Source organism: uncultured Fibrobacter sp. (assembly GCF_900316465.1).
GTDB lineage: Bacteria > Fibrobacterota > Fibrobacteria > Fibrobacterales > Fibrobacteraceae > Fibrobacter.
Genome location: NZ_ONDD01000014.1, coordinates 100,140 through 119,399, shown reverse-complemented (window position 1 = coordinate 119,399; position 19,260 = coordinate 100,140). Strand labels below are relative to the sequence as shown.

Annotated in this window: 12 protein-coding genes; 4 read left to right on the top strand and 8 right to left on the bottom strand. The window is 46.7% G+C overall.

Annotated elements, in window-relative coordinates; all coding sequences use genetic code 11:
- The gene (rho, locus tag QZN53_RS07265; protein WP_294652227.1) at window positions 1-1,956 is read right to left on the bottom strand and encodes a transcription termination factor Rho; all 1,956 of its coding nucleotides are present in this window, start codon (window positions 1,954-1,956) and stop codon (window positions 1-3) included.
- A gap of 282 nt (window positions 1,957-2,238) precedes the next feature.
- Here rho and folK point away from each other — a divergent pair, with 282 nt between their 5' ends.
- The 3 genes from folK to panC are packed head-to-tail and all read left to right on the top strand — an operon-like array spanning window position 2,239 to window position 4,251.
- Window positions 2,239-2,748: a 2-amino-4-hydroxy-6-hydroxymethyldihydropteridine diphosphokinase gene (gene folK, locus QZN53_RS07260; protein ID WP_088628237.1), complete on the top strand. Its 510-nt coding sequence runs from the start codon at window positions 2,239-2,241 to the stop codon at window positions 2,746-2,748.
- A gap of 1 nt (window position 2,749) precedes the next feature.
- Window positions 2,750-3,400 (top strand): deoxynucleoside kinase, encoded by a 651-nt coding sequence (locus QZN53_RS07255; RefSeq protein WP_088628236.1) that lies wholly within the window; start codon window positions 2,750-2,752, stop codon window positions 3,398-3,400.
- The gene (gene panC, locus QZN53_RS07250; protein WP_163438361.1) at window positions 3,400-4,251 is read left to right on the top strand and encodes a pantoate--beta-alanine ligase; all 852 of its coding nucleotides are present in this window, start codon (window positions 3,400-3,402) and stop codon (window positions 4,249-4,251) included. The genes QZN53_RS07255 and panC overlap by 1 nt, the downstream gene beginning before the upstream one ends.
- A 38-nt stretch (window positions 4,252-4,289) precedes the next feature.
- Here the strand turns inward: panC and QZN53_RS07245 are convergent, their stop codons facing one another.
- Window positions 4,290-7,478 carry a CHASE2 domain-containing protein gene (locus tag QZN53_RS07245; protein WP_163438360.1) on the bottom strand — a complete coding sequence of 1,063 codons (3,189 nt, stop codon included), beginning with the start codon at window positions 7,476-7,478 and terminating at the stop codon, window positions 4,290-4,292.
- A 50-nt stretch (window positions 7,479-7,528) separates the two neighbouring features.
- Between QZN53_RS07245 and QZN53_RS07240 the strand changes: the two genes are divergently transcribed.
- Window positions 7,529-10,531, top strand: a complete 3,003-nt coding sequence (locus QZN53_RS07240) for a DNA translocase FtsK (RefSeq protein ID WP_294652223.1) — start codon at window positions 7,529-7,531, stop codon at window positions 10,529-10,531.
- A gap of 14 nt (window positions 10,532-10,545) precedes the next feature.
- Here the strand turns inward: QZN53_RS07240 and QZN53_RS07235 are convergent, their stop codons facing one another.
- The 6 genes from QZN53_RS07235 to QZN53_RS07210 are packed head-to-tail and all read right to left on the bottom strand — an operon-like array spanning window position 10,546 to window position 19,246.
- Window positions 10,546-12,006 carry a PP2C family protein-serine/threonine phosphatase gene (locus tag QZN53_RS07235; RefSeq protein ID WP_163438358.1) on the bottom strand — a complete coding sequence of 487 codons (1,461 nt, stop codon included), beginning with the start codon at window positions 12,004-12,006 and terminating at the stop codon, window positions 10,546-10,548.
- Window positions 12,007-12,008: 2 nt separating this feature from the next.
- Window positions 12,009-13,730 carry an MATE family efflux transporter gene (locus QZN53_RS07230; RefSeq protein WP_163438357.1) on the bottom strand — a complete coding sequence of 574 codons (1,722 nt, stop codon included), beginning with the start codon at window positions 13,728-13,730 and terminating at the stop codon, window positions 12,009-12,011.
- Window positions 13,731-13,770: 40 nt separating this feature from the next.
- Entirely contained in the window at window positions 13,771-16,782 is a 3,012-nt protein-coding gene (locus QZN53_RS07225; RefSeq protein ID WP_163438356.1) for an amino acid adenylation domain-containing protein, read from the bottom strand.
- The gene (locus QZN53_RS07220; RefSeq protein WP_163438355.1) at window positions 16,782-17,915 is read right to left on the bottom strand and encodes a hypothetical protein; all 1,134 of its coding nucleotides are present in this window, start codon (window positions 17,913-17,915) and stop codon (window positions 16,782-16,784) included. The genes QZN53_RS07225 and QZN53_RS07220 overlap by 1 nt, the downstream gene beginning before the upstream one ends.
- Window positions 17,916-18,215, bottom strand: a complete 300-nt coding sequence (locus QZN53_RS07215) for an STAS domain-containing protein (protein ID WP_088628228.1) — start codon at window positions 18,213-18,215, stop codon at window positions 17,916-17,918.
- Between the two features lie 44 nt (window positions 18,216-18,259).
- Window positions 18,260-19,246, bottom strand: coding sequence for a hypothetical protein (locus QZN53_RS07210; RefSeq protein ID WP_163438353.1), 987 nt, complete (start codon window positions 19,244-19,246; stop codon window positions 18,260-18,262).
- Window positions 19,247-19,260: the final 14 nt, after the last annotated feature.

Sequence of the window (19,260 nt, the reverse complement as noted above, 5' to 3'; positions counted from 1 at the left end):
TTAGCGAAGGCTGTCCTTTGCTTTTTTCATAAATTCTAGTAATTCGGCATTGGTCTTGTTTTGCTTCATGAGCTTAATGAGCTTGTCCATAATGCCGTTTTCGGTATCGTTCTGGGCTCCCTGACGGAATTTCCAGATGATATCCTGTTCGTAAAGGGTAAGAAGGCGATCTTCTTTGCGGGTGCCCGACTTGAAAATATCGATGGCGGGCCAGGTGCGCTTTTCGGCCAGACGGCGGTCAAGCACCAGTTCCATGTTACCCGTACCCTTGAATTCTTCGAAGATCACTTCGTCCATGCGGCTGCCCGTTTCAATCAGGGCGGTACCGATAATGGTAAGGGAACCGTTCTTCTGGATGATTTCGCGGACCGGTTCGCCTGTAATTGTCTGGACAATCTGGCCGTTGGAATCCTTCTGGAAGTCGCCGAGCTTGTCGGCAATCTTACGGGCGGCACCGAAGAACTTTTTCGGGAACTGCATGGCGTTGGCATCCACACCGCCCGAAAGAATCTTGCCGGAGTGCGGGATCACCACGTTGTTTGCGCGAGCAAAACGGGTAATGGAGTCGAGCAAGACAACCACGTCCTTCTGCTGTTCCACAAGGCGCTTGGCCTTTTCGAGCACCATGGTGGCCACGCGGGCGTGATGGTCAGGCGGTTCGTCGAAGGTGGAAGCCACCACTTCGGCGCGCAGGTTCGGGTTAGCTTCCACCAGCTTGCCGATGATTTCACGCATTTCCGTCACTTCTTCAGGACGTTCGTCAATCAGAAGCACCATGATAATGATTTCAGGGTGGTTCTTGGCGATAGCGCGAGTCATGTTCTGCAACAGAATCGTCTTACCGGTACGCGGGGGAGCGAGAATAATACTACGCTGACCCTTACCGATGGGGGAGAACAAGTCCATGACGCGGGTGCTCAGTTCTTCGGGATCCCATTCGAGCTGAATTTTTTCGTTCGGATGAATCGGTGTCAGGTATTCGAACGCGACGCGACGCTTGATCTTTTCGGGGTCTTCAAAGTTGACCTTGTCTACGCGGCGGAGCGCATAGTACTTGTCGTTCTGATCGCGCGGCGGACGTGCAAGGCCTGCGACGGTATCGCCAATTTTGAGGCCCAGCTTGCGAATCAAATTCTGGCTAACGTAAACATCGTCCGGACCCTGCTGGTAGTTGAATTCCGTGTTGCGCAGGAATCCGTGACCTTGCGGGGTGACTTCTAGAAGGCCTTCGGCGTAAACGATGTTATTCTCGTTTTCGAGGCTCTGCAAGAGAAGTCCCAAGGACTGCTTGCGGTAGCGTCTAAAGTCAACGTTTTCTTTTTGAGCGGCAAGTTCCTGCAAGTCGCTCATGGTCATCTTGCGATACTTGCTCCAGCATTCGCGAGCCTTGTTCCAAGCTTCGGAATCCGGTTCCGGAAGCGGAGTGGTGTCTTCTTCTTCGGGCTGGAAGTTGCGATTCTGGCGATTGTTCTTATCGAAACGACGGTTGTTCTTGTTGAACTTGTCAAAGCGGCGGTTCTGCTGATTTTGCTGCTGGCCGTTGTTGTCGTTTTGATTGGCGTTCTGTTCGCCCTGTTCGTTCGGATTTGCCGGAGTTGCGTTTTCTACGGCGGGAACGTCTGCAACAGGTGCTTCTGCGGCCGGTGCGTTTGCAGTCGGCTCATTTACGACCGGAGCACTTACGGCAGCTTCGGTTGCGGCTGGTGCTTCGGCTACGTTGTTTGTTGCGTCCTTTTCAAAAGACTTCTGTTCTTTAACTTCGACAACTTTTTCTTTTGCGATAGTTTCTTTTTCAGCTTTGGCTTCTTTTACTTCGGCCTTGGTTTCGACAGCATCATCTTTAGCTCTCTTGGGGCGTCCGCGGCGCTTGGGGGAGGAATCTTTATCTTCGGTGTTAGAAAAATCTACGTTCAATTCAGGGGGAATTTCTGCGCCAGTAGGTTCTTGATCTGCCAAATAGGCATTTTTAGAATTCTTTTTAGTTGGAGCCACGATGGTGTCCTATTGAATTAATAAATGAAAATGATGTTGGTTAATAATGTTTAATGTAGTTGAAAATGCCCTGGTCGAATCATTTGACCGAAAAAATATGGTGGGCTCCGATAAAATAACTAAAAAAATCAAATTTGTCACGAGAAAACGCCTTTTTTTTGAAAAAATTTTTTGAATCCACCTGTGGCGGTTGAGTTTGCGTTTTTCGTCGGAAAAAGGACAATTTGAATATCTATATTTTATTTCGTGGATTCTTTAGAAAGAGTTTTTGTCGCCTTGGGCTCAAACCTCCCCGATCGTTCCAAACATTTGGATGAAGGTCGTGAGATGCTCCGCAAGATCTCTGCGGGCGGGTGGCTAGAAAGTCCCATTTACGAAACTCCACCGGTAGGACCGGCGGGCCAGGGTCCCTATTTCAATCAAGTCGTGAGTTTCTGGTATTCGGGAACGTCGACGCGCCTGCTGCATTATTTGAAAGGTGCTGAATTTGTATTGGGCCGCAAACCCCGTGGTCATTGGAATTCCCGCGAAATCGATTTGGACTTGCTGTACTTCGGCAAAGAAGTCCACCAAGGTAGGCCGAATCTTCCGCACCCCCAGATTGTGAACCGCCAGTTTGTGCTGGTGCCCTTGAACGATATTGCTCCAGAATGGGAAGATCCCCAGCTGGGAATGAAGGTGAAGGAAATTTATTCCAACCTTTTGCAGAAAGAAGAAAAAATCCCGTTCCGCGTCATTACCTCGGAGGAACCCTAATATGCTGACAGAAAAAGGCGTCCATTTTTTGGCCATTGAAGGGGCTATCGGTGTAGGGAAGACTTCTCTTGCAGAAATTATCGCCAATCGCTGGAAGGCGACGTTGATCGAAGAAAACTTCAGGGAAAACCCATTCCTTGAAAAATTCTATCAGAACAAGGAAGCTTACGCTTTCCAGACGCAGCTATTCTTTTTGCTTGACCGTTTAAAACAATTGCAGAATTCGGCGCTCCAAAGTGACTTGTTCCGTGATCTTTTAATTAGCGACTATACGTACGACAAAGACCAAATTTTTGCAGCCCAGAACCTGACCGAGAGCGAATACGCCATGTACGATCAGGTGGCCAAGGCCTTGAATCATGATATCCCGAGGCCTGATTTGGTTGTTTATTTGCAAGCATCGGTTCCGACACTCTTGAAGCGTATTCATGGCCGTGGCCGTGCCATGGAAAAGACGATTGAAGGGTCCTACCTGAATGGTCTTTTGGAACGCTTCGACAATTATTTCTGGAACTATCCGTACGCTCCGGTGCTTATCATCAATACTGACAATATCGATTTTGTCCACAACGAAAATCATCTGCAGTTGGTGCTCGACGCCATTGCCGCATGCCCCAAGCAGACGACTTATTTTGTACCAGAAGGTAAATAATGCAAATCGTAACTACTGTTGATTCTCTTCGTCAAGTCATCAAGCCGCTCGCCAAGCAGGGTAAGACCATCGGGCTTGTTCCCACGATGGGTGCTTTGCACGCCGGGCACGGTGCACTGATCAAGGAATCTGTCAAGGAATGTGATGTAACTGTTGTTAGCGTGTTCCTGAATCCGATCCAGTTCGGTAAGAACGAAGATTTGGATAAGTACCCCAAGCGTCTGGAAGCCGATGCAAAGCTTGCCGAATCGCTGGGTGCCGATTACGTGTTTGCTCCGAGTGTCCAGGAAATGTACCCCGATGGCGACCCTTTGACCATGGTTCGCGACGAAACCTTGGAAGGCATGTATTGCGGTGCTTACCGCCCCGGCCATTTCCGCGGTGTCTTGACGGTTGTCTCTAAGCTGTTCTTGATTTCGGGTTGCAATCATGCCTATTTTGGCGAAAAGGATTACCAGCAGGTGTTCCTGATTGAACGCATGGTGAAGGATTTGAATTTCGATATCCAGATTCACCGCGTAAAGATTGTCCGTGAAGAATCGGGCCTTGCCCTTTCGAGCCGTAACGAATACCTGACCGACGAAGAACGTTCTAACGCCTTGTCCATTAGCGCAGGCCTGAAGCAGGCTAAGGAAACCTACGAAAAGGGCGAACGCGCCGTGAGCAAGATTCGCGATGTCGTGTTGAAGTCCATTCTGGGGGCACATGGTATTGTGCAGTTCGTTGAACTCGTAAACCAGAAGAACCTCCAGAAGTTCGCGGGAATCTTGGGACCCGAAGACAAGGTCGTGATTCTGGTGGCCGCCTTCTTTGGAAAGACGCGCCTGATCGATAACATCGAACTGAATTAAAAGATTGCAAAAAAAATGCCCGCGAAAGCGGGCTTTTTTTATTTCTCGGTGGCGATGAAAACGCCGTCCCATACCTCGCCTTCAGCAACAGGCGGGGTGATTTTATATGCTTTGCAGCGCTTGATGTAAACGTGCGAAGGCGTGGTCTTGCTGCCTGGATCGCGGTCGGGGTGGTGGGGCTCGAGTTCAAGACATTGCTTGAATAGCTCGATGGCTTCGTCCCATTGCATATTCAGATAGCAGGCGCGGGCCTTTTCCCAAATGCCCACAAGTTCCTTGAGGGAATCTTGGTTCTTGCAGTCGGCCTTTTCCAAGATTTCAAACGTCTTGACCGGTCGGCTCTTACCAATCACGCGGATTGTGTCGAGGGAACGGTAAATGAAGTGGCCTTCTTCCAAATCCTTTTGTGTGTCTTCGCTAATTTGAATGTAGGCGCCGTATTGTTTGGCAGCACTTTCAAGACGTGCGGCGAGGTTAACGGCATCGCCCATCATGGTGTAGTTCTTACGCATCGAAGAACCCATGTTGCCCGTCACGATATCGCCGGAGTTGATTCCGATACGCATGTGCATGTTGTGCACGACGGTAGGCCATTTGTCGCCTTCGGAAATCCATTTCTTGCGCAGGGCAATCAGCTTTCGTTGCATTTCGACTGCGGTTTCGCAGGCACTCTGGGCATGGTTTGGCAGAGGCATGGGCGCGCCGAAGAATGCGATAATGGCATCACCTTCGTACTTGTCGAGAGTTCCCTTGTTCTCGAGCAAGGTGTCCGTCATTGCGGTCAGGTATTCATTCAAAAGGTCAACGAGTTTACTCGGGTCGCCAATTTTTTCGGAGAAGGTGGAGAAACTTGCAATGTCGGTAAAGTAGGCGGTAATGTTTGATTTTTCGCCACCCAGGGTCGGCATAATTTCGTTTTCCACCATGGCGTCGATCAGTTCTGGCGAGATGTACTGCTTAAAGGCGTTGTTGATAAAGCTCTTTTCTTTATTTTCAAAGTAGAACTGCACGACAAGTGCCGTAATGTTAGTCAGGAGCATGGCGAGCAACTGTTTTGAAACGCCTATATAGAGCCCGCCTTGGAAATACTTGTAAGCGATGACGGTGTAAACGCCCATCAATAAAATAGATAGCGCCACAGAAATAGAGCTCGTAAAGTAAAGACCTAGAATAAGGCAGATGAGCGCAAGTAAGACGACGATAACCTGTTGCTTCTTTTCGCCTAAGGTTACAAGGTAGTCATCTTCCAAAATATTCTTGATAATGGTGGAGTGGATTAGCACTGCCGGGTAGTTTTCTTCTTGCGGGACTGTCTTGAAGTCGAATAGAGCCGCTGCTGCAGACCCGAGAATGAAAATCTTTCCTTGATAGAACAAGTTGTCGATGCGTCCCTTGTAAACGTCGTAATAGGACAGGTGCTGGAATCGTCTATTGTTGATTTCGTTGAAACGGCCTTTGTACTTGACTTGGTAACGGCCATTTTGGTCGATAGGAATGCGCTTGATTTTTCCAAAGCGGAGTTCTTCGCCGGGCTTGAGGGTATCAATGGCTTCGTCTTTTGTGGCCTGGATGTCGCGAATCACGGCATCTGAAAGAATAGCCATGTTCGAATTCCATTTCTTGGTAGCCTTGTTGAAATGGATTTGCATGTCCAGCGAAAGAATATTCTTTTGGCCGGCGGGCATGCGCTTGAGGGAATCCTTGTAGAAGGTCAACGTCTTGACGGCATTTCGGGTAAAGTCGAAAGCGTCGTCATCATCATCTTCTTCTTCCTCCTCTTCGTCGCCATCGTTTTCGTCGTTGCCGATGGTGACGGGCCTTTTCACGATTTGGTAGAAACCTTCTTCATCTTCGTTTTTGCGGATGATGTAGTTTTGATTGAGCTTTACAGATTCCTGTTCTTCGAGGGCGTCAAGCTGGTCGGTGTTTACCATCATCAGGAGCTTGGATTGTTCTTCGTCGAGTAAACAGCTCGTTCCGCCGTTTGAAAGTTCCAAAATGATTTTGCCTTTTTCGTTTTTGCTTGCAAAGACCTTGTGAGAAATTTCAAGAATACCTTCGCTTGCCTTGGACTGGATTTTCTTTTCGGCAAGAGTTTCGCGGAGAAGCAAGAACATGTGGTAACTGAAGTTCGGGTAGGTCGTGTGGTAGGTGCCGGCCGAGTCGCGGTAGATGCCGAACGGCTTGCCCACATCAATGTATTTGCCCATTTTGACCTTGATATCCTTGGGATTTTTGTGGAAAAGGTGCAGAATGGTCATGAACGACATGGTGGAATACACGTAGTTCTTGTTTTCGCTTTTCAGAAGGGCGTCGTATTTTTCCTTGTCGCTTGCATTGGTGGTGTCCAGGAAGGGAATAACGTCTAGGTTCGGGTTGGGGAATCGGTAAAGCATCGAAACTTTGCGGACCACGCCATCGTCATCGGGGTAGGCGTTTACTGAACCCAATTTGGCTCCTGCTTGAGCAAGTTCGGGGAAGATGTTGTCGAGCAAGTCCTTGGGCTCCACGTAGTCGATTTTGTCAATCTGGGTAGTGTCCAGGGTAGAACTGTATCCGATGGCGTCGGCGCGTTCTTGCATGCTCAGCGGAATCCATTGAGAGGCGTGTTTGTACGATTTGCGTTCGTCGAACATGTAGCAGACAATGGTGTTGCCGCTTTCTTTGACGGCGTTCACTAGCATGGAGTCAAAGTTGTAGTTGGCAAGGAGCGAAGGGTATAGGGAATCGACTTTTGCTTCGGGGGCGATTTTCTTAAGTACGCTTACGGCTTGGTTCGTTTTTTGCTTACCGAAGTCGGCACTCTTGAACAGAATATCAAAGCTGATTGCTGCAGCACCGCCTTCGCTCAAGTTCTCGATGACTTTGGCGTGAATGGAACGGTCCCATTCATTGTAGTTACCCAGTTTAGTCAGGGAGGCTTCGTCAATATCGACAATGTAAATGTTCTGGTCAAGGCTGTCGCTAATGGATACACGCTGGTGAGTGTCTTCTTCGTCTTCGGCTCTTTCGGAATGAGTGGAGAACTTGAAGAATAAATCGTAAAAAATGTTTTCCAAAGTTTCGGCACTGTTACGCTGGGATTTTCCAAGTGTCGAGTCTTGAATGGCTTCGGGCAAGGTGGTGGTTTGCGTGCTTCCGAAAACAAGAATTAATAGAACAATAAGGGCCGAAATAGAGAAGCCTGATAAAACTTTCTTAATCTTTTTCGAAAACTTTATTTGCATAAGAAAAAGATAATATAATGCTATATTTAGGAGGTACTTGCGGAGGCATTTTGGCTACTCAAAAGAAAACAACATCGAAAAAAGCTGGAAAATCGACGAAATCTTCTAAAAATGATGATTTCCAAACCTCAGAGCAGGGTTTTGGTGCCATTCTCGGTGGCTGGGCCTTGGTCGGGTTCGGCTCTATATTGATGATTGGCTGTATTTGTTCTGCCTATAGTGGCGTGCGTGAAAACGTTCTGGGCCCGTATCTGGGCAAGATGTTCCCCGATGCTTTGGCATTTGTGTTTGGCAGGGTCGCATCGCTGTTTGTGTCGTCGGCTCTGGTTTTGTGGGGTGCTGCCCTGGTATCCGTTTCGAGACGTACCCGTTTTATTCGCTATGCGGTGGGGCTTACCCTTTTGTCGATTATCATTTCGTTTCTTTGCTCGCTTAGAAACTATGGCGAAACAAAGGTTGCGAAAGACTTGCTGATTCAGGGCGGCGGTGCGTTCGGACAGTTCTTTAACCAGTTTGTGGCGGTCCCCATTTTTGGTAAGGCCTCTTTGTTGATGCCGCTGAGCATTTCGCTTTTGGGAATAGCCTTGATTTTGGTGATTGCGTTTGGCCTTCGTCCGAGACATTTCAAGTTTGTGGTGCAGACGACTGCCTGGCTTAAGTCGGTGTTCAAGAAAAAGGAACCGATTGAAGGGGATGTCTATGAACCGGTAGATACCCGCCGTATGCCCCAAGTGCAGACGAATATGGACCTGCAGGGTGCGCTTCCGCGCGGTGTGTACATGGATGACAACACCGTGAATATTCAACCGGATGGCTTCAAGATTCGTCGAAAGAATAAGGTGACGCCGTTCAATGGTCGCAATAGCTGGATGGATGATGAATTCAGCTTGAACGGAACGACGGACGAAGTGCCGAACCTTCCGGATGAAGTTTTGCAGACGCTGACGCCTCGCCGTGCGAAAGAGGCTGAACTGCAGGCTGATTCTACGAATAATGTGGTCGGCGGATACAATCTGGACGAAGATCCTGAAATTCGCAGACTCGAAGATTACTTGCGCCAGAATGGCGGCAAGATGAACGCCCTTGAAATTGTGGAAGTCAAGGACAAGATTGCTGCCCTCAAGCGTGCCCGCGACTTGATCGCTTGGGAAAAGGATCACCGCGGCCGTATGCAGGTCAAGGGCGACGTGCGCCGCGAAGGTTCTCCGGTAACGGGCTCTATGGCGACGCGTACGGTAGAAAGTGCTATGCCGACGGGAACGATGCCTGCCGCAAAGGGTGTAACGCAAAGAGGCATGACGCAGGTTCCTGCAGACGAACGCACGATGATGGCGGGCGAGCCGACTCGTGGAAATATCAATGCCGAAGACTTGCTCGGCGGTGATGGTGCGGCAGACGATGAAACGTTTGTGCCCGAAGTTTACGGCGCCGACGATGTGGGCGAAGTTCCTGAAATGCCGGATGAAACGCTGGGTGCCTCGATTGGAACGGTGCCGAACGGTACATCGACTGCGGGTATGAAGGCTGCCCCGATTCCGCAGCGCGACCCGACGACGGTTTACGATGAATACAAGGTGCCTGCTATTAGCGATATCCTGGAAGAACATGAACCGCAGACGGCCGACTACAGCGAAGAAGAATTGAACGCCATCGGCAAGATGCTCGAAGAAAAGCTTGAAAACTTCAAGGTGAAGGGCCGCGTAATCGGTTGCGAAACGGGCCCCATGATTACCCGTTTTGAAGTGGAACCGGGCCCGGGCATGAAGGTGAGCCGATTCTCTGCTCTGCAAGAAGACTTGGCGCTTCCGCTTCGTGTTTCGTCGGTGCGCATTCTGGCCCCGATTCCGGGCAAGGCTGCAGTCGGTATCGAAATTCCGAACCGCAAATTCCAGACGGTGTACAGCCTCGATGTATTCCAGAGCGAAAAGTTCAAGCCGTCGCCCGAAAAGATTCTGGTGGCTCTCGGTAAAGACATTACCGGCGAAGCATTCACCATGGACTTGGCCAAGGCTCCGCACTTGCTGATTGCCGGTCAGACGGGTTCCGGTAAGTCTGTCTGCATTAACGCCCTCATGGCGTCTATGCTCTTTAGTAAGACTCCTGACGAACTCCGCATGATTCTGGTGGACCCGAAGGCGGTGGAACTCAAGATGTACGAAAACATCCCGCATCTGCTGGCCCCGGTGATTACCAAGCCCGAAATTGCTATTCAGGCGTTACAGTGGCTGTGTTACGAAATGGACCGCCGTACTGAAGTCTTGGCGGCGGCGAAGGTGCGTAATATTGGTGGCTTTAACGCCAAGTTCGAAGCGGGCGAGTTGCCCGATGAAGTGCCCGAAGAAGACCGCAGCCATCGCATGGCATTCATCGTGGTGATTATCGATGAAATGGCTGACCTCATGATGGTGGCCGGAAAGGAAATTGAAAAGAACGTGGCGCGCCTTGCTGCAAAGGCTCGTGCCGTGGGCATTCACCTTGTGCTTGCAACGCAGCGCCCCTCTGTGAAGGTGATTACAGGTATCATCAAGGCGAACTTGCCGACGCGTATCAGCTTCAAGGTGGCATCGCAGATTGACGCCCGCACGGTCATGGACCATGCCGGCGCCGAAAAGCTCCTGGGCCGCGGCGACATGCTTTATAAGGCCGTGAACGACCCTGAACCGGTGCGCGTCCATGGCGCCTTCTTGAGCGACGAAGAAGCGGAAAAGCTTGCCGATGCCTGCTCCGACCAGAACGTATTCTATCCGCAGGTGGAATCGTTCGACGTTAGCGACGGCGAAGGCGACGAAGACGGCGAGGGCGGAGGCAAGGACTTGGGCAAGCTTGACAAACTGCTCTACGATGTGGCCGTCTGGGCGGTGGAATGCCGCGGGCTTTCGACCTCGGCGGTGCAGCGCCACTTTAGCGTGGGATTCAGCCGAGCCGGTAAAATTGTGGACCAACTTTACAGCCTCGGCGTGTGTGGCCCTGCCAAGGGTAACTCGAAACCCCGCGCCATGCTGCTTGGCATCGAAGAAATCCAGAGCATGCAGCGCTCCGGAAAATTCGGGTAAGTTTGCGGCTTTGTCTACCTGAGAGAAATGGACAACATGGTAATGTCGTCGAATTGTTCGGCATTTCCCACAAAAGCTTGCAGGTCTTCCTTGATCTGAGTCAAGAATGCTTTGCCGCCACGGACATCGGCCGAATTGAGTTTTTTCAGCAGTCTCTCTTCGCCATAAAGTTCCCCTGAGCCATTGTGCGCTTCGGTTAATCCGTCGGTATAGATTAAAAGGCTGTCGCCATCCTGTAATTGAATCTCGGATTCCTTGTACTGTGTATCGTCCATGCCTGCAAGGAATAACCCATGCTTGTTCTTCAAAAATTCAAAATTTTCGCCCTTTCTTGCAAAACAGGGGGCGTTGTGGCCTGCATTTGTGAATTTCATGATGCGTGTCGTGGTGTCTAGAATGCCAATCCATGCTGTGGCAAACATTTCTTCGGGGTTGTTTTCACACAGGATTCGGTTGACATCGGTAGAGATCTGAGCCGTGGACAGTTTCATCGAAGCATGGTCTTTGATCATCGTCTTTACGGTCATCGAGAAGAGGGCCGCGGGAACACCTTTGCCCGAAATATCGGCGATGACAAATGCAATATGCGTGCCGTCGATTTCAAAGAAATCGTAAAAATCTCCGCCGACCTCCTTGGCAGTATCCATGGTTGCGTAGATGTTTACGTCGGGGTGGTTGACAAGAGCGCCCTCTGCGGAAGGAAGAGAACCTGTTTGAATGTTTGCGGCGAGGTTCAGGTCGGTTTCGACGGCCACTATTTTCTCGCGATTCTTGACGAATCTATTCGTGTTCACGTTTGTTGTAAAGAAGGTGAGCGCGATGGCGGATGAAAGACTGGTTTCTAGATAATTTTCATCAAGTTCCAAGATGAATAGCTGAATAAACTCAATTCCTGCAATCAAAAAGGAGGTTATCAAAATACATTGACCATAGAATTTCTTTTCTGCATTTGATTTTCGCCGTCGGATTAAGTAATAGAAGGACTGCAACAATGGTGAACCTGCGTACATGAACGCAATCGGTACCAAGCAATAATCAAAGATGATGCCATATTGTATTTCCCCATGTTCGTCGATGGAGTATACTAGACCGGTCCAAGGTGTCGTTAGGCATAAAATAACGGTAAGAACGGTGGGTGCGATAAATAGCGCGTAGTGCAATTTTTTTGAACTCATCTTGAGTCCAAATTGATTCAACGAGAATCGCGTAAACATCGATGTTCCAAGCATCATTGCAATTGCAAAAATATAGGCACAGGCATAATTAAGAATTTTGTATGTAAGATTCCCATCTACAAAATGCCATATTCCGTCAAAGGCGGATAAGACCGTTGCCGATATAAGCATAATGGAAAGTTTGTCCTTGAAACTCATCTTGTACAATACGATGTTGTTGTACAACATGAATGCGGTTAGCAAGGTCGTGAAAACGGATATTTCTACAAACAGGGTATCTGCAATTTCTTCATAGGTCATATTTATGCCTCGAATTTTACCTTGAATGTGTTACGGTTGTAACTCATGGTTGTTAGGTACATTTTGTTATTTTTCATTTTTTCCATGTAACCCGAAACCATGAACTCGGTAATGGAACCTGCGATTACATCGTCGCTTGATAAGTCGAATAAAACTCCATCGTCTTTAGTGATAATCTGGATTCCATCTTCTCGAATAAAGACGGAACATTCCGCATAGGTTGCCGTGTTCCCGTTTTTCTCAAAAACAAGCATAAAAAGTTCTTCAATGAGCAATTTGACTTTGGCTATGATTTTTTTGTTGATGCCATTTTCCTGAAGGTATCGCTCTATCTGCTTTTGAACATCAATAATCAATTCCGGCTCCAGCTTGAGTTCGTAGAAGCGGTAGTTCAGTCGTTTTTCTTTATCTGCAAGTAGCAACGGGTAGTTTTCTTTGCCGTATTTGGTGCGGATAAATAGTGTCGAGACGATGTAGGCGAAAATACTCGAAAGGGCTATCCCGATAAAGAAACCGTAAATTCCAAATTTTTCGCCGAGAATGAATAGGAGGGGGGCGGCGACAATCACGTCGCGTAATCCGCAGAGAAGTGCCCCAAGAAAAATCTTGTCGATGAGCAGATAATACGAAGAGAGCAAGTAGAGAAGACTGGTTCCGGTGAGCCCAAGTGCAATAATGCGTGCCCCGTTGATGGCCTCCTCGGCGATTTCTGGATTCTCAATGCCATAAATTTTTACGATGAGTGGAGCCGCTGCCGCTATGATGACGGTCATTAAAACCCCTTCGACAACAGCCGCTTTCTGCGCAAGCTTGTAGCAATTTTTAATGCCGCGGTAGGATTCTTCGCCTAGATAGATGTTGATGAGGGGTGTAATGGCCTCTCCGATGCCGTCAAAAATAATCTGAAACTCTTTTGCAAAGAAAATAACGGAGGCAATAATCAGCATTTCAGAACCGAATGCGAATGTGATGTATTTTTCGACAATCACTGCAAAGCAGGCGAAAAATAGATAGGTACTCGCATCGATCGTACTGTATTTCGCTATGTGAAAAATTTTTGCAATTGAAAAATGGAATCCGATTTTTAGCGAGTTTCCTTTCTTGAATAAGTGGAGACTAGTCACTAAAAGTGCAAGTGCGGTACCGATAAACGAACCCAGGGCGATTCCTTCGATGCCCATGGATTTTGCTAGGACGATGGAGAGGGCTATGTTGACAACTAGCTGTACGATGCCTGCGATTGTGCTAATCGTGTCGTCTCCATCTGAAAATACGGCTTCGCACATCAGTAGGAATAAAGGCAAAATCAGAATGGTTAGCTTGTACCAAAAGAAATACTGCTTGGCCTGTTCAAAAACAGCGGGGGTCGCTTCGAAAAAATGGAGATAGGTATCGCCCAACAGCGTAAAGGCTAAGAACAAGAGTACGCCTATGCTAACAGCAGCGGTCAATCCGACCCTGAAATACTGGGTTGCTTTCGCTTGATCGAATTCTCCCATGGCGCGGTTGTACAAGATGGGAACGCCAATCGAAAGGATTCCGCCAAAAAAGGCGGCTAGGGAATATGCGGGGGTTACAAGGCTGATGCCGGCGACACTCGTTTCTCCTAATACAAGGCCTGCAATCACGGAATCCGACAGCAACAAGATTGGAACGACAATCATGTAGACTGTTCCCGAAACCAGTAGCGAAAGAAATTTTTTAGACAGAAAAGTCTTGCTCATTCATTTAAATATAATAATAGGTTAAAAAATGGTAATTTGATTAGGTACTCATCAAAAGGGTCAAATTCTTTTTTAACAGTTCTGCATAATGTAACGCCTGTTTTGGAGTGTATAGATTTTCCGCATACTCGATAAACAGGGATAGTCCCGAAGGGCTTTCGCGCACCTCTATTTCGAAAGGCATTGCCGCATTGCGGTTCAAACCCACTTCTTCGATTTGAACTTCCGGCGGAATCAGGTTCAGCATGGTGTTTTCATGGACTTGCTTTTGATAGATGATTTCCAAGGTGTATGTGTCCAGTTCGTCATTGTAGAAAATATCACCTAGGCATTCCGAATAGAAAATGCCCTTTAGGATTTGTTCTGAAATCTCGGAAAGAACTTTTGAGGGAGAATCCGTTTTTTCAAGATCGATAAAGATGGGTAGATTTTCTTCGAAACTGCCGATTGTTTCTAGGTATTTGCCTTCTTTCCGGTTGTCATAAGTCCAGGTGTAGCAGATTTTCTTTTTTTCCGTCATCTCGGAAAGGGCAAGTATTGCCGCCGCGATAGAAAGTTCATTCCTGGATGTAGAACGTCTTTTTTCGGCTTGGTTCATTTGATCTAGGGAAATTCCTAAATCGTAATCCAAATAAGCACTTTTTCCGAAAGATTTTGTATGGTCGTATTCAAGTACGCAACACCATTTGAAATCGCCCTTTAGGGATTCGTAATATCTTTTTGCCTCAGCATATTTTGTGGACTTCTTGGTGTTTTCTAGGTCTTGTAAGTACGAATAATAAAAGTCATCTCCTGATTTTTCTTGGTAATACTCGTTGAAGGTCTGTACGGCGAATATAAAACACGAGTAATAGTCTCCTAGAGAATGATGGACTTCCACAAAGAGGTACTTGTTTTTCTCTGTTACAATGACTTTGGTTCTATACAGATGTTCTCCGAATAAATTGAATGGACGCTCCGGCTTTTCTTTAAACTTGTTGAATTCTTTTTCGGAGGTGTGCCACAATTCTGTTTTTTTTATCAATTCAGGGCGGTATGAGACGGAATATTTTTCCGTTTCATCTTTCGAAAAAACAGACATCATCATCGGATGCTTTTGAAGTGTCTTGTCTACGGCTTCGCATAGTTTTTTTTCATCGTATTGATTTCCGAGTGTGACAACGTACGAAAAGTTGTAAACGTAATTACTGCCGGATTTTTGTTCTTCTTCAGATAGGAAAAATTCTTGCTCTGCCTTTATGTCGAATGTTTTTTTTCGGCATTGTTCTTCATATTTTTCATTGTCATCTGAGTTCTTGTTTGATTGTATTTTTTTTGCAATTCGATCGATTGTCTTTCCGTAGTAGATATCTGAAACCGTCAGCGTTAAATGATGCTTTTCTATCTCGATGATTAGCTCAACGGCTGATATAGAGGATCCGCCTAGCTCAAAGAAATTATCTTCTTTGGAAGGGTCTCTTTTTAGATCAAGAACTTTTTTGACCGCTGAACATAAGATGTTTTCGATGCCAATTTCTGAAGAGTCCTCGTTTAAATGCTTAAACGAAATATCCATTGTTTTTAGGCTTTGCTTGTCAATTTTCCCGTGTTTATTTAAGGGCATCTTTTCAAGCGTTACAAAAACCGAAGGAATCATATAAGGCGGAAGAAATTTTGATAGCTCACCCTTGATAGCCTTTGTAGATATGTCTGTGTCTGCAACAATGAATGCGACAAGGAAATTCTCTTTTTCGTTGGTCTTTAAAATAACGGTTGCTTGCTTAATGGCTTCAATTTTTAAGATGGATTGTTCTATTTCTTGGAGCTCAATTCGCTGTCCGTTTAACTTTACCATATCGTCGGTTCGCCCGCAGATCACAATTTCTCCGCTATCGGTCCTATAGGCAAGATCCCCAGATTTGTATGTTCTTTCGCCTCTGTATTCTATAAAGCTCTTTGCCGTATCATCGGGACGATTCAAGTATCCGCAAGAAAGGGTCTTGCCCTGTATTAAAAGTTCTCCCTTTTGGTTTGGTCCAAGTTCGTTTCCTTCTTCATCTACGATGAAGACTTTTGTCCGGTATGGAATTCCATTTGTGAAGGAATTTGTTGTATTTCGCAATACCTTGCACACGGCCATGGAGCATGTTTCTGTCGTACCGTACCCATTGATGATTTTTACGGTAGGGAGTTTGCTGAAAATTTTCGTGGCATGCTCCGGAGAGAGCGGCTCTCCGCCCATGTAAAGGCCTATAATGCTTTCAAAATTTTCTTTGTCTGCCGCAGAAAGTAGAATTTCTATGAATGAAGGTATTCCAATTACGGAATCCAGTTGATACTTCTTGATCTGTTCCGAAAATTTTGTTAAATCTTTAAGCTCGTTTTCTTTGTTAAGGAAAAATAGGGCGCCTGCATAAATGCAATAAAAGAATCCTGTATAAAAAAGGATGAACGTGAATGGGGATATGTCGGCCAATCGATGAATTTGATATTGGGCAATGGCGATCCATTGTTCTGGAAAGAATTCTTCGTAAATGGCCCTGTGGTTAAGCGAGACCCCTTTGGGATTTCCTGTAGAACCTGAGGTGTAAATGCACATTGCCATGTCATCGGGGCTTACATGAACAACTTGTTTTTTTAAATGTTCTTTTTTCGCTTTGGCAAGGAGTTCTTCTAGTGTGAAAATCTTGCAAGTGCATTTGCCTATTTCTAGAAGTTCCGCCTTGATTTTTGCGGTTGTAATGATGGCTGGCGATTTGGAATCGTTGATGCTGTATGCAATTCTTTCAGGAGGCGTGTCGAGTGTAAGTGGGATAAAGGCCGCACCCGTTTTTAAAACGCCCATGATGGCGATATGAATAGAGAAAGACCTGTCCAATACAAGAGTGATGAAATCCCCTTGTCTGATTTCTGGAATCAGGGCGAAAAGCGATGCCGCCAAATAATCTGATTCCTGGTCAAGTTCCTTGTACGAAAGTTCCTTGTCTGCGCAGATAACGGCAATGGCACCGGGCGTCATTTGAGCGTGTTCGGTAAGTTTGTCATGTACGGCGAAAAATTTTTCTTTAGCCATTATGCATTCTCGATGAATTTGCCCATGTAGTCAAGAACTGAAATAAGTCCTTTTTCCAAATCACTCTTGTTCAGGAGCAGGTTGATTCTAAAACAGAACTGTTTGCTTATGTCAAAACCGTGCATGACACCCGGAAAAATTAAATATCCCTTTTCCTGGATTAGTTTTTTTATGGCGAAAATAAAATTTTCCGTTCCTATACACCCGTCAAGAAAGATCATGGCATAATGACCGGATATATCAGGTGATACATGGGCGAAATGGTAATTTGCTAGAATCTGATGAACTCGTTTGTAATTGTCGCTCCAAAATTGATTGTAAAAACGAAGGCATTCGTCGTAATTTTGGGAGATGAAATGACGTGCACCCAGTTGACTTAGATAATTTAGGGAGCCTCCGTAACAATCTTTAAGCCTATCAATTTCGTCAGAGAACTTTTTATGTGTGACAATGACAGAAAATTTAATTCCCTGAATTCCTAGAGCCTTGTGCGGGCTATAGATGTACATTAGTTTTTCTTGAATTCCTAATGTTCTTGAAAGTTCCTTTCCGTTTACGCATAAGGCCTCGTCCAAGATGACCCATTTTCCTGCATCTAGAAGTTCTTGAATGCCGTTTACGACATTTTGATTGAAATAAACGCTTGTCGAGTTGATGGGAGAGGTGAACCAAAATGCTTCGCAGTCCGAATTTATAAGGGGGCCGATATCAAAATTTTGATTGAAGTTGGGAATGAATTCGTTAAAAACGTGGTAGTCAACTTTTAAATCGTCTAGGCAAGTCTGTGCCGTAAAGTATGCTGGCGCAATGATTCCTGTTTTCAAATTTCTTTGTGAAAGAAATACTGCGATTGTTACAATCGAATGGGTGCTTTGCGAGAAGGCGAAACCCTGAGATTCGTAGAAATCTTCGCTTGAAAAGCCTAATTTGGTTGCAATGTTTTTTTTGATGGATTCAGGAAGATAATATTGATAGTCAAAAATATCCTGTACGGATTCGTATTTGAGGATATCTTTGAGCTGAGCCTTGTATTCGGAGCCGGCATTCCAGTAAGATAGATTTATAGATTGCGTTTCTTTTGACAGGGCTTTTGAAGCTTTGTCAAGTTCCATCTCTATTTCGTAGTTAGTCATTTAAATTAAACCGAAAACGGCGTCGAGTCCGGTTGCGTCCAGGACTTCCCTGAAGTTTTCGCCGATATTGAGAAGTTGCATGTTTCCCTGTTTCTTTTTTAAGACCTTGAATGTTGAAAGTAATACTCGGATCCCTGCCGAGGATACATAATCGCATTCTTTGAAATCCATGATTAGCGAGTTTACCTTTTCGATGTGTGCTGCAATTTCTTCTGCGAGTTTGGGCGAGGTGAGGGTGTTCAGCTCGCCAGAAAGAGCAATTGTCATTTCAGCATCGTTCAAAACAGTTCTAAGTTCCATTCTAGGCTCCGTATTATATTTTAGTAAAAAAATTGTGAAAAGAATTAAAACAGATGTTTCCACTGGAAGCCGAGTGTGTAGAATATCCATTCCCTGCCGCTGTATGTCATTAGGGGCTCGTGTTCTACGTCTTTGTATTTTTCGTGGAAACTGCGGCGCGACTGGAAATCAAAAAGCACAAAAAGCTTGTCTTTCTTGTCAAGTGTGATTTCAGCCATGGGCCAAATATCGATGGTCATGAAGTCGCCCTTGTAGTTTGATGAATAGTCGCCGAAATCGCTGGACTTATAATGGCCCGAAAGCGTGGTGCCGACGCCGATCATCGAAAGTTTCAAAGGCATCTGGTAGCCTACAAAGTATTCCTGCTCGTACACCCAGCCGCTTGCCATGCCGTCTGTCTCCTGCCAGAGCCAAACATCGCTGTCGGTGCCAGTCAATTTCTGGTAGCCGGCTTTGTAGGTGGCTGTCGCTACAACGTGGTGCCAGTCGCCTTCCCAGAGGGCGGCAAGATCGAACATGAGACATGCGCTTCCCCAGCCGTACAAGTACCAGTGTGCAAAGGGCGTCATGTCTTTATATTCGGGCTTGGTTTCGTTGTATGCAGCCATGCCTTGGAATAAATCGAATGCGTTCCAGCCGGTTCCTGCCGTGCCGCCGATTGCTAGTTCCAAAAAGGCAATGGGCGATACGGTAATCGATGCGACGGGTGCGACCGTAATGGGTGAAATTTCTAGACCCATATTGAAGGTTACATGGTTGTCGGCGGTGAATTCGTCGTCTCCACGCAAGAAGGGGAGCGTGTAGGCCGCGTCAAACTCAGCAACGGCCTCGATGCCGTCGTATGGACCGCTGATGCCTGTAATATGAGTGCTTCCACGATCGTGTTCTACTTCAGGATAGTAGGCCGCAGAGGTCGTCGCTGAAAACTCCCAAGGCGAAGGTGCTTGAGTGGCTTTTTTCGGGGCTTCTTCTGCGAAAAGCTGACTGCTTAAGCAAAGTACGGCAGCGAATGCAAATAATGCTTTTTTCATGCTTTCCCCTCCAG

Excerpts from the sequence above, each read along its gene's own strand:
- QZN53_RS07255 (WP_088628236.1), top strand. The coding sequence starts at position 2,750 with ATGCTGACAGAAAAAGGCGTCCATTTTTTGGCCATTGAAGGGGCTATC.
- panC (WP_163438361.1), top strand. The coding sequence starts at position 3,400 with ATGCAAATCGTAACTACTGTTGATTCTCTTCGTCAAGTCATCAAGCCG.
- QZN53_RS07245 (WP_163438360.1), bottom strand. The coding sequence starts at position 7,478 with ATGCAAATAAAGTTTTCGAAAAAGATTAAGAAAGTTTTATCAGGCTTC.
- QZN53_RS07235 (WP_163438358.1), bottom strand. The coding sequence starts at position 12,006 with ATGACCTATGAAGAAATTGCAGATACCCTGTTTGTAGAAATATCCGTT.
- QZN53_RS07230 (WP_163438357.1), bottom strand. The coding sequence starts at position 13,730 with ATGAGCAAGACTTTTCTGTCTAAAAAATTTCTTTCGCTACTGGTTTCG.
- QZN53_RS07225 (WP_163438356.1), bottom strand. The coding sequence starts at position 16,782 with ATGGCTAAAGAAAAATTTTTCGCCGTACATGACAAACTTACCGAACAC.
- QZN53_RS07220 (WP_163438355.1), bottom strand. The coding sequence starts at position 17,915 with ATGACTAACTACGAAATAGAGATGGAACTTGACAAAGCTTCAAAAGCC.
- QZN53_RS07215 (WP_088628228.1), bottom strand. The coding sequence starts at position 18,215 with ATGGAACTTAGAACTGTTTTGAACGATGCTGAAATGACAATTGCTCTT.
- QZN53_RS07210 (WP_163438353.1), bottom strand. The coding sequence starts at position 19,246 with ATGAAAAAAGCATTATTTGCATTCGCTGCCGTACTTTGCTTAAGCAGT.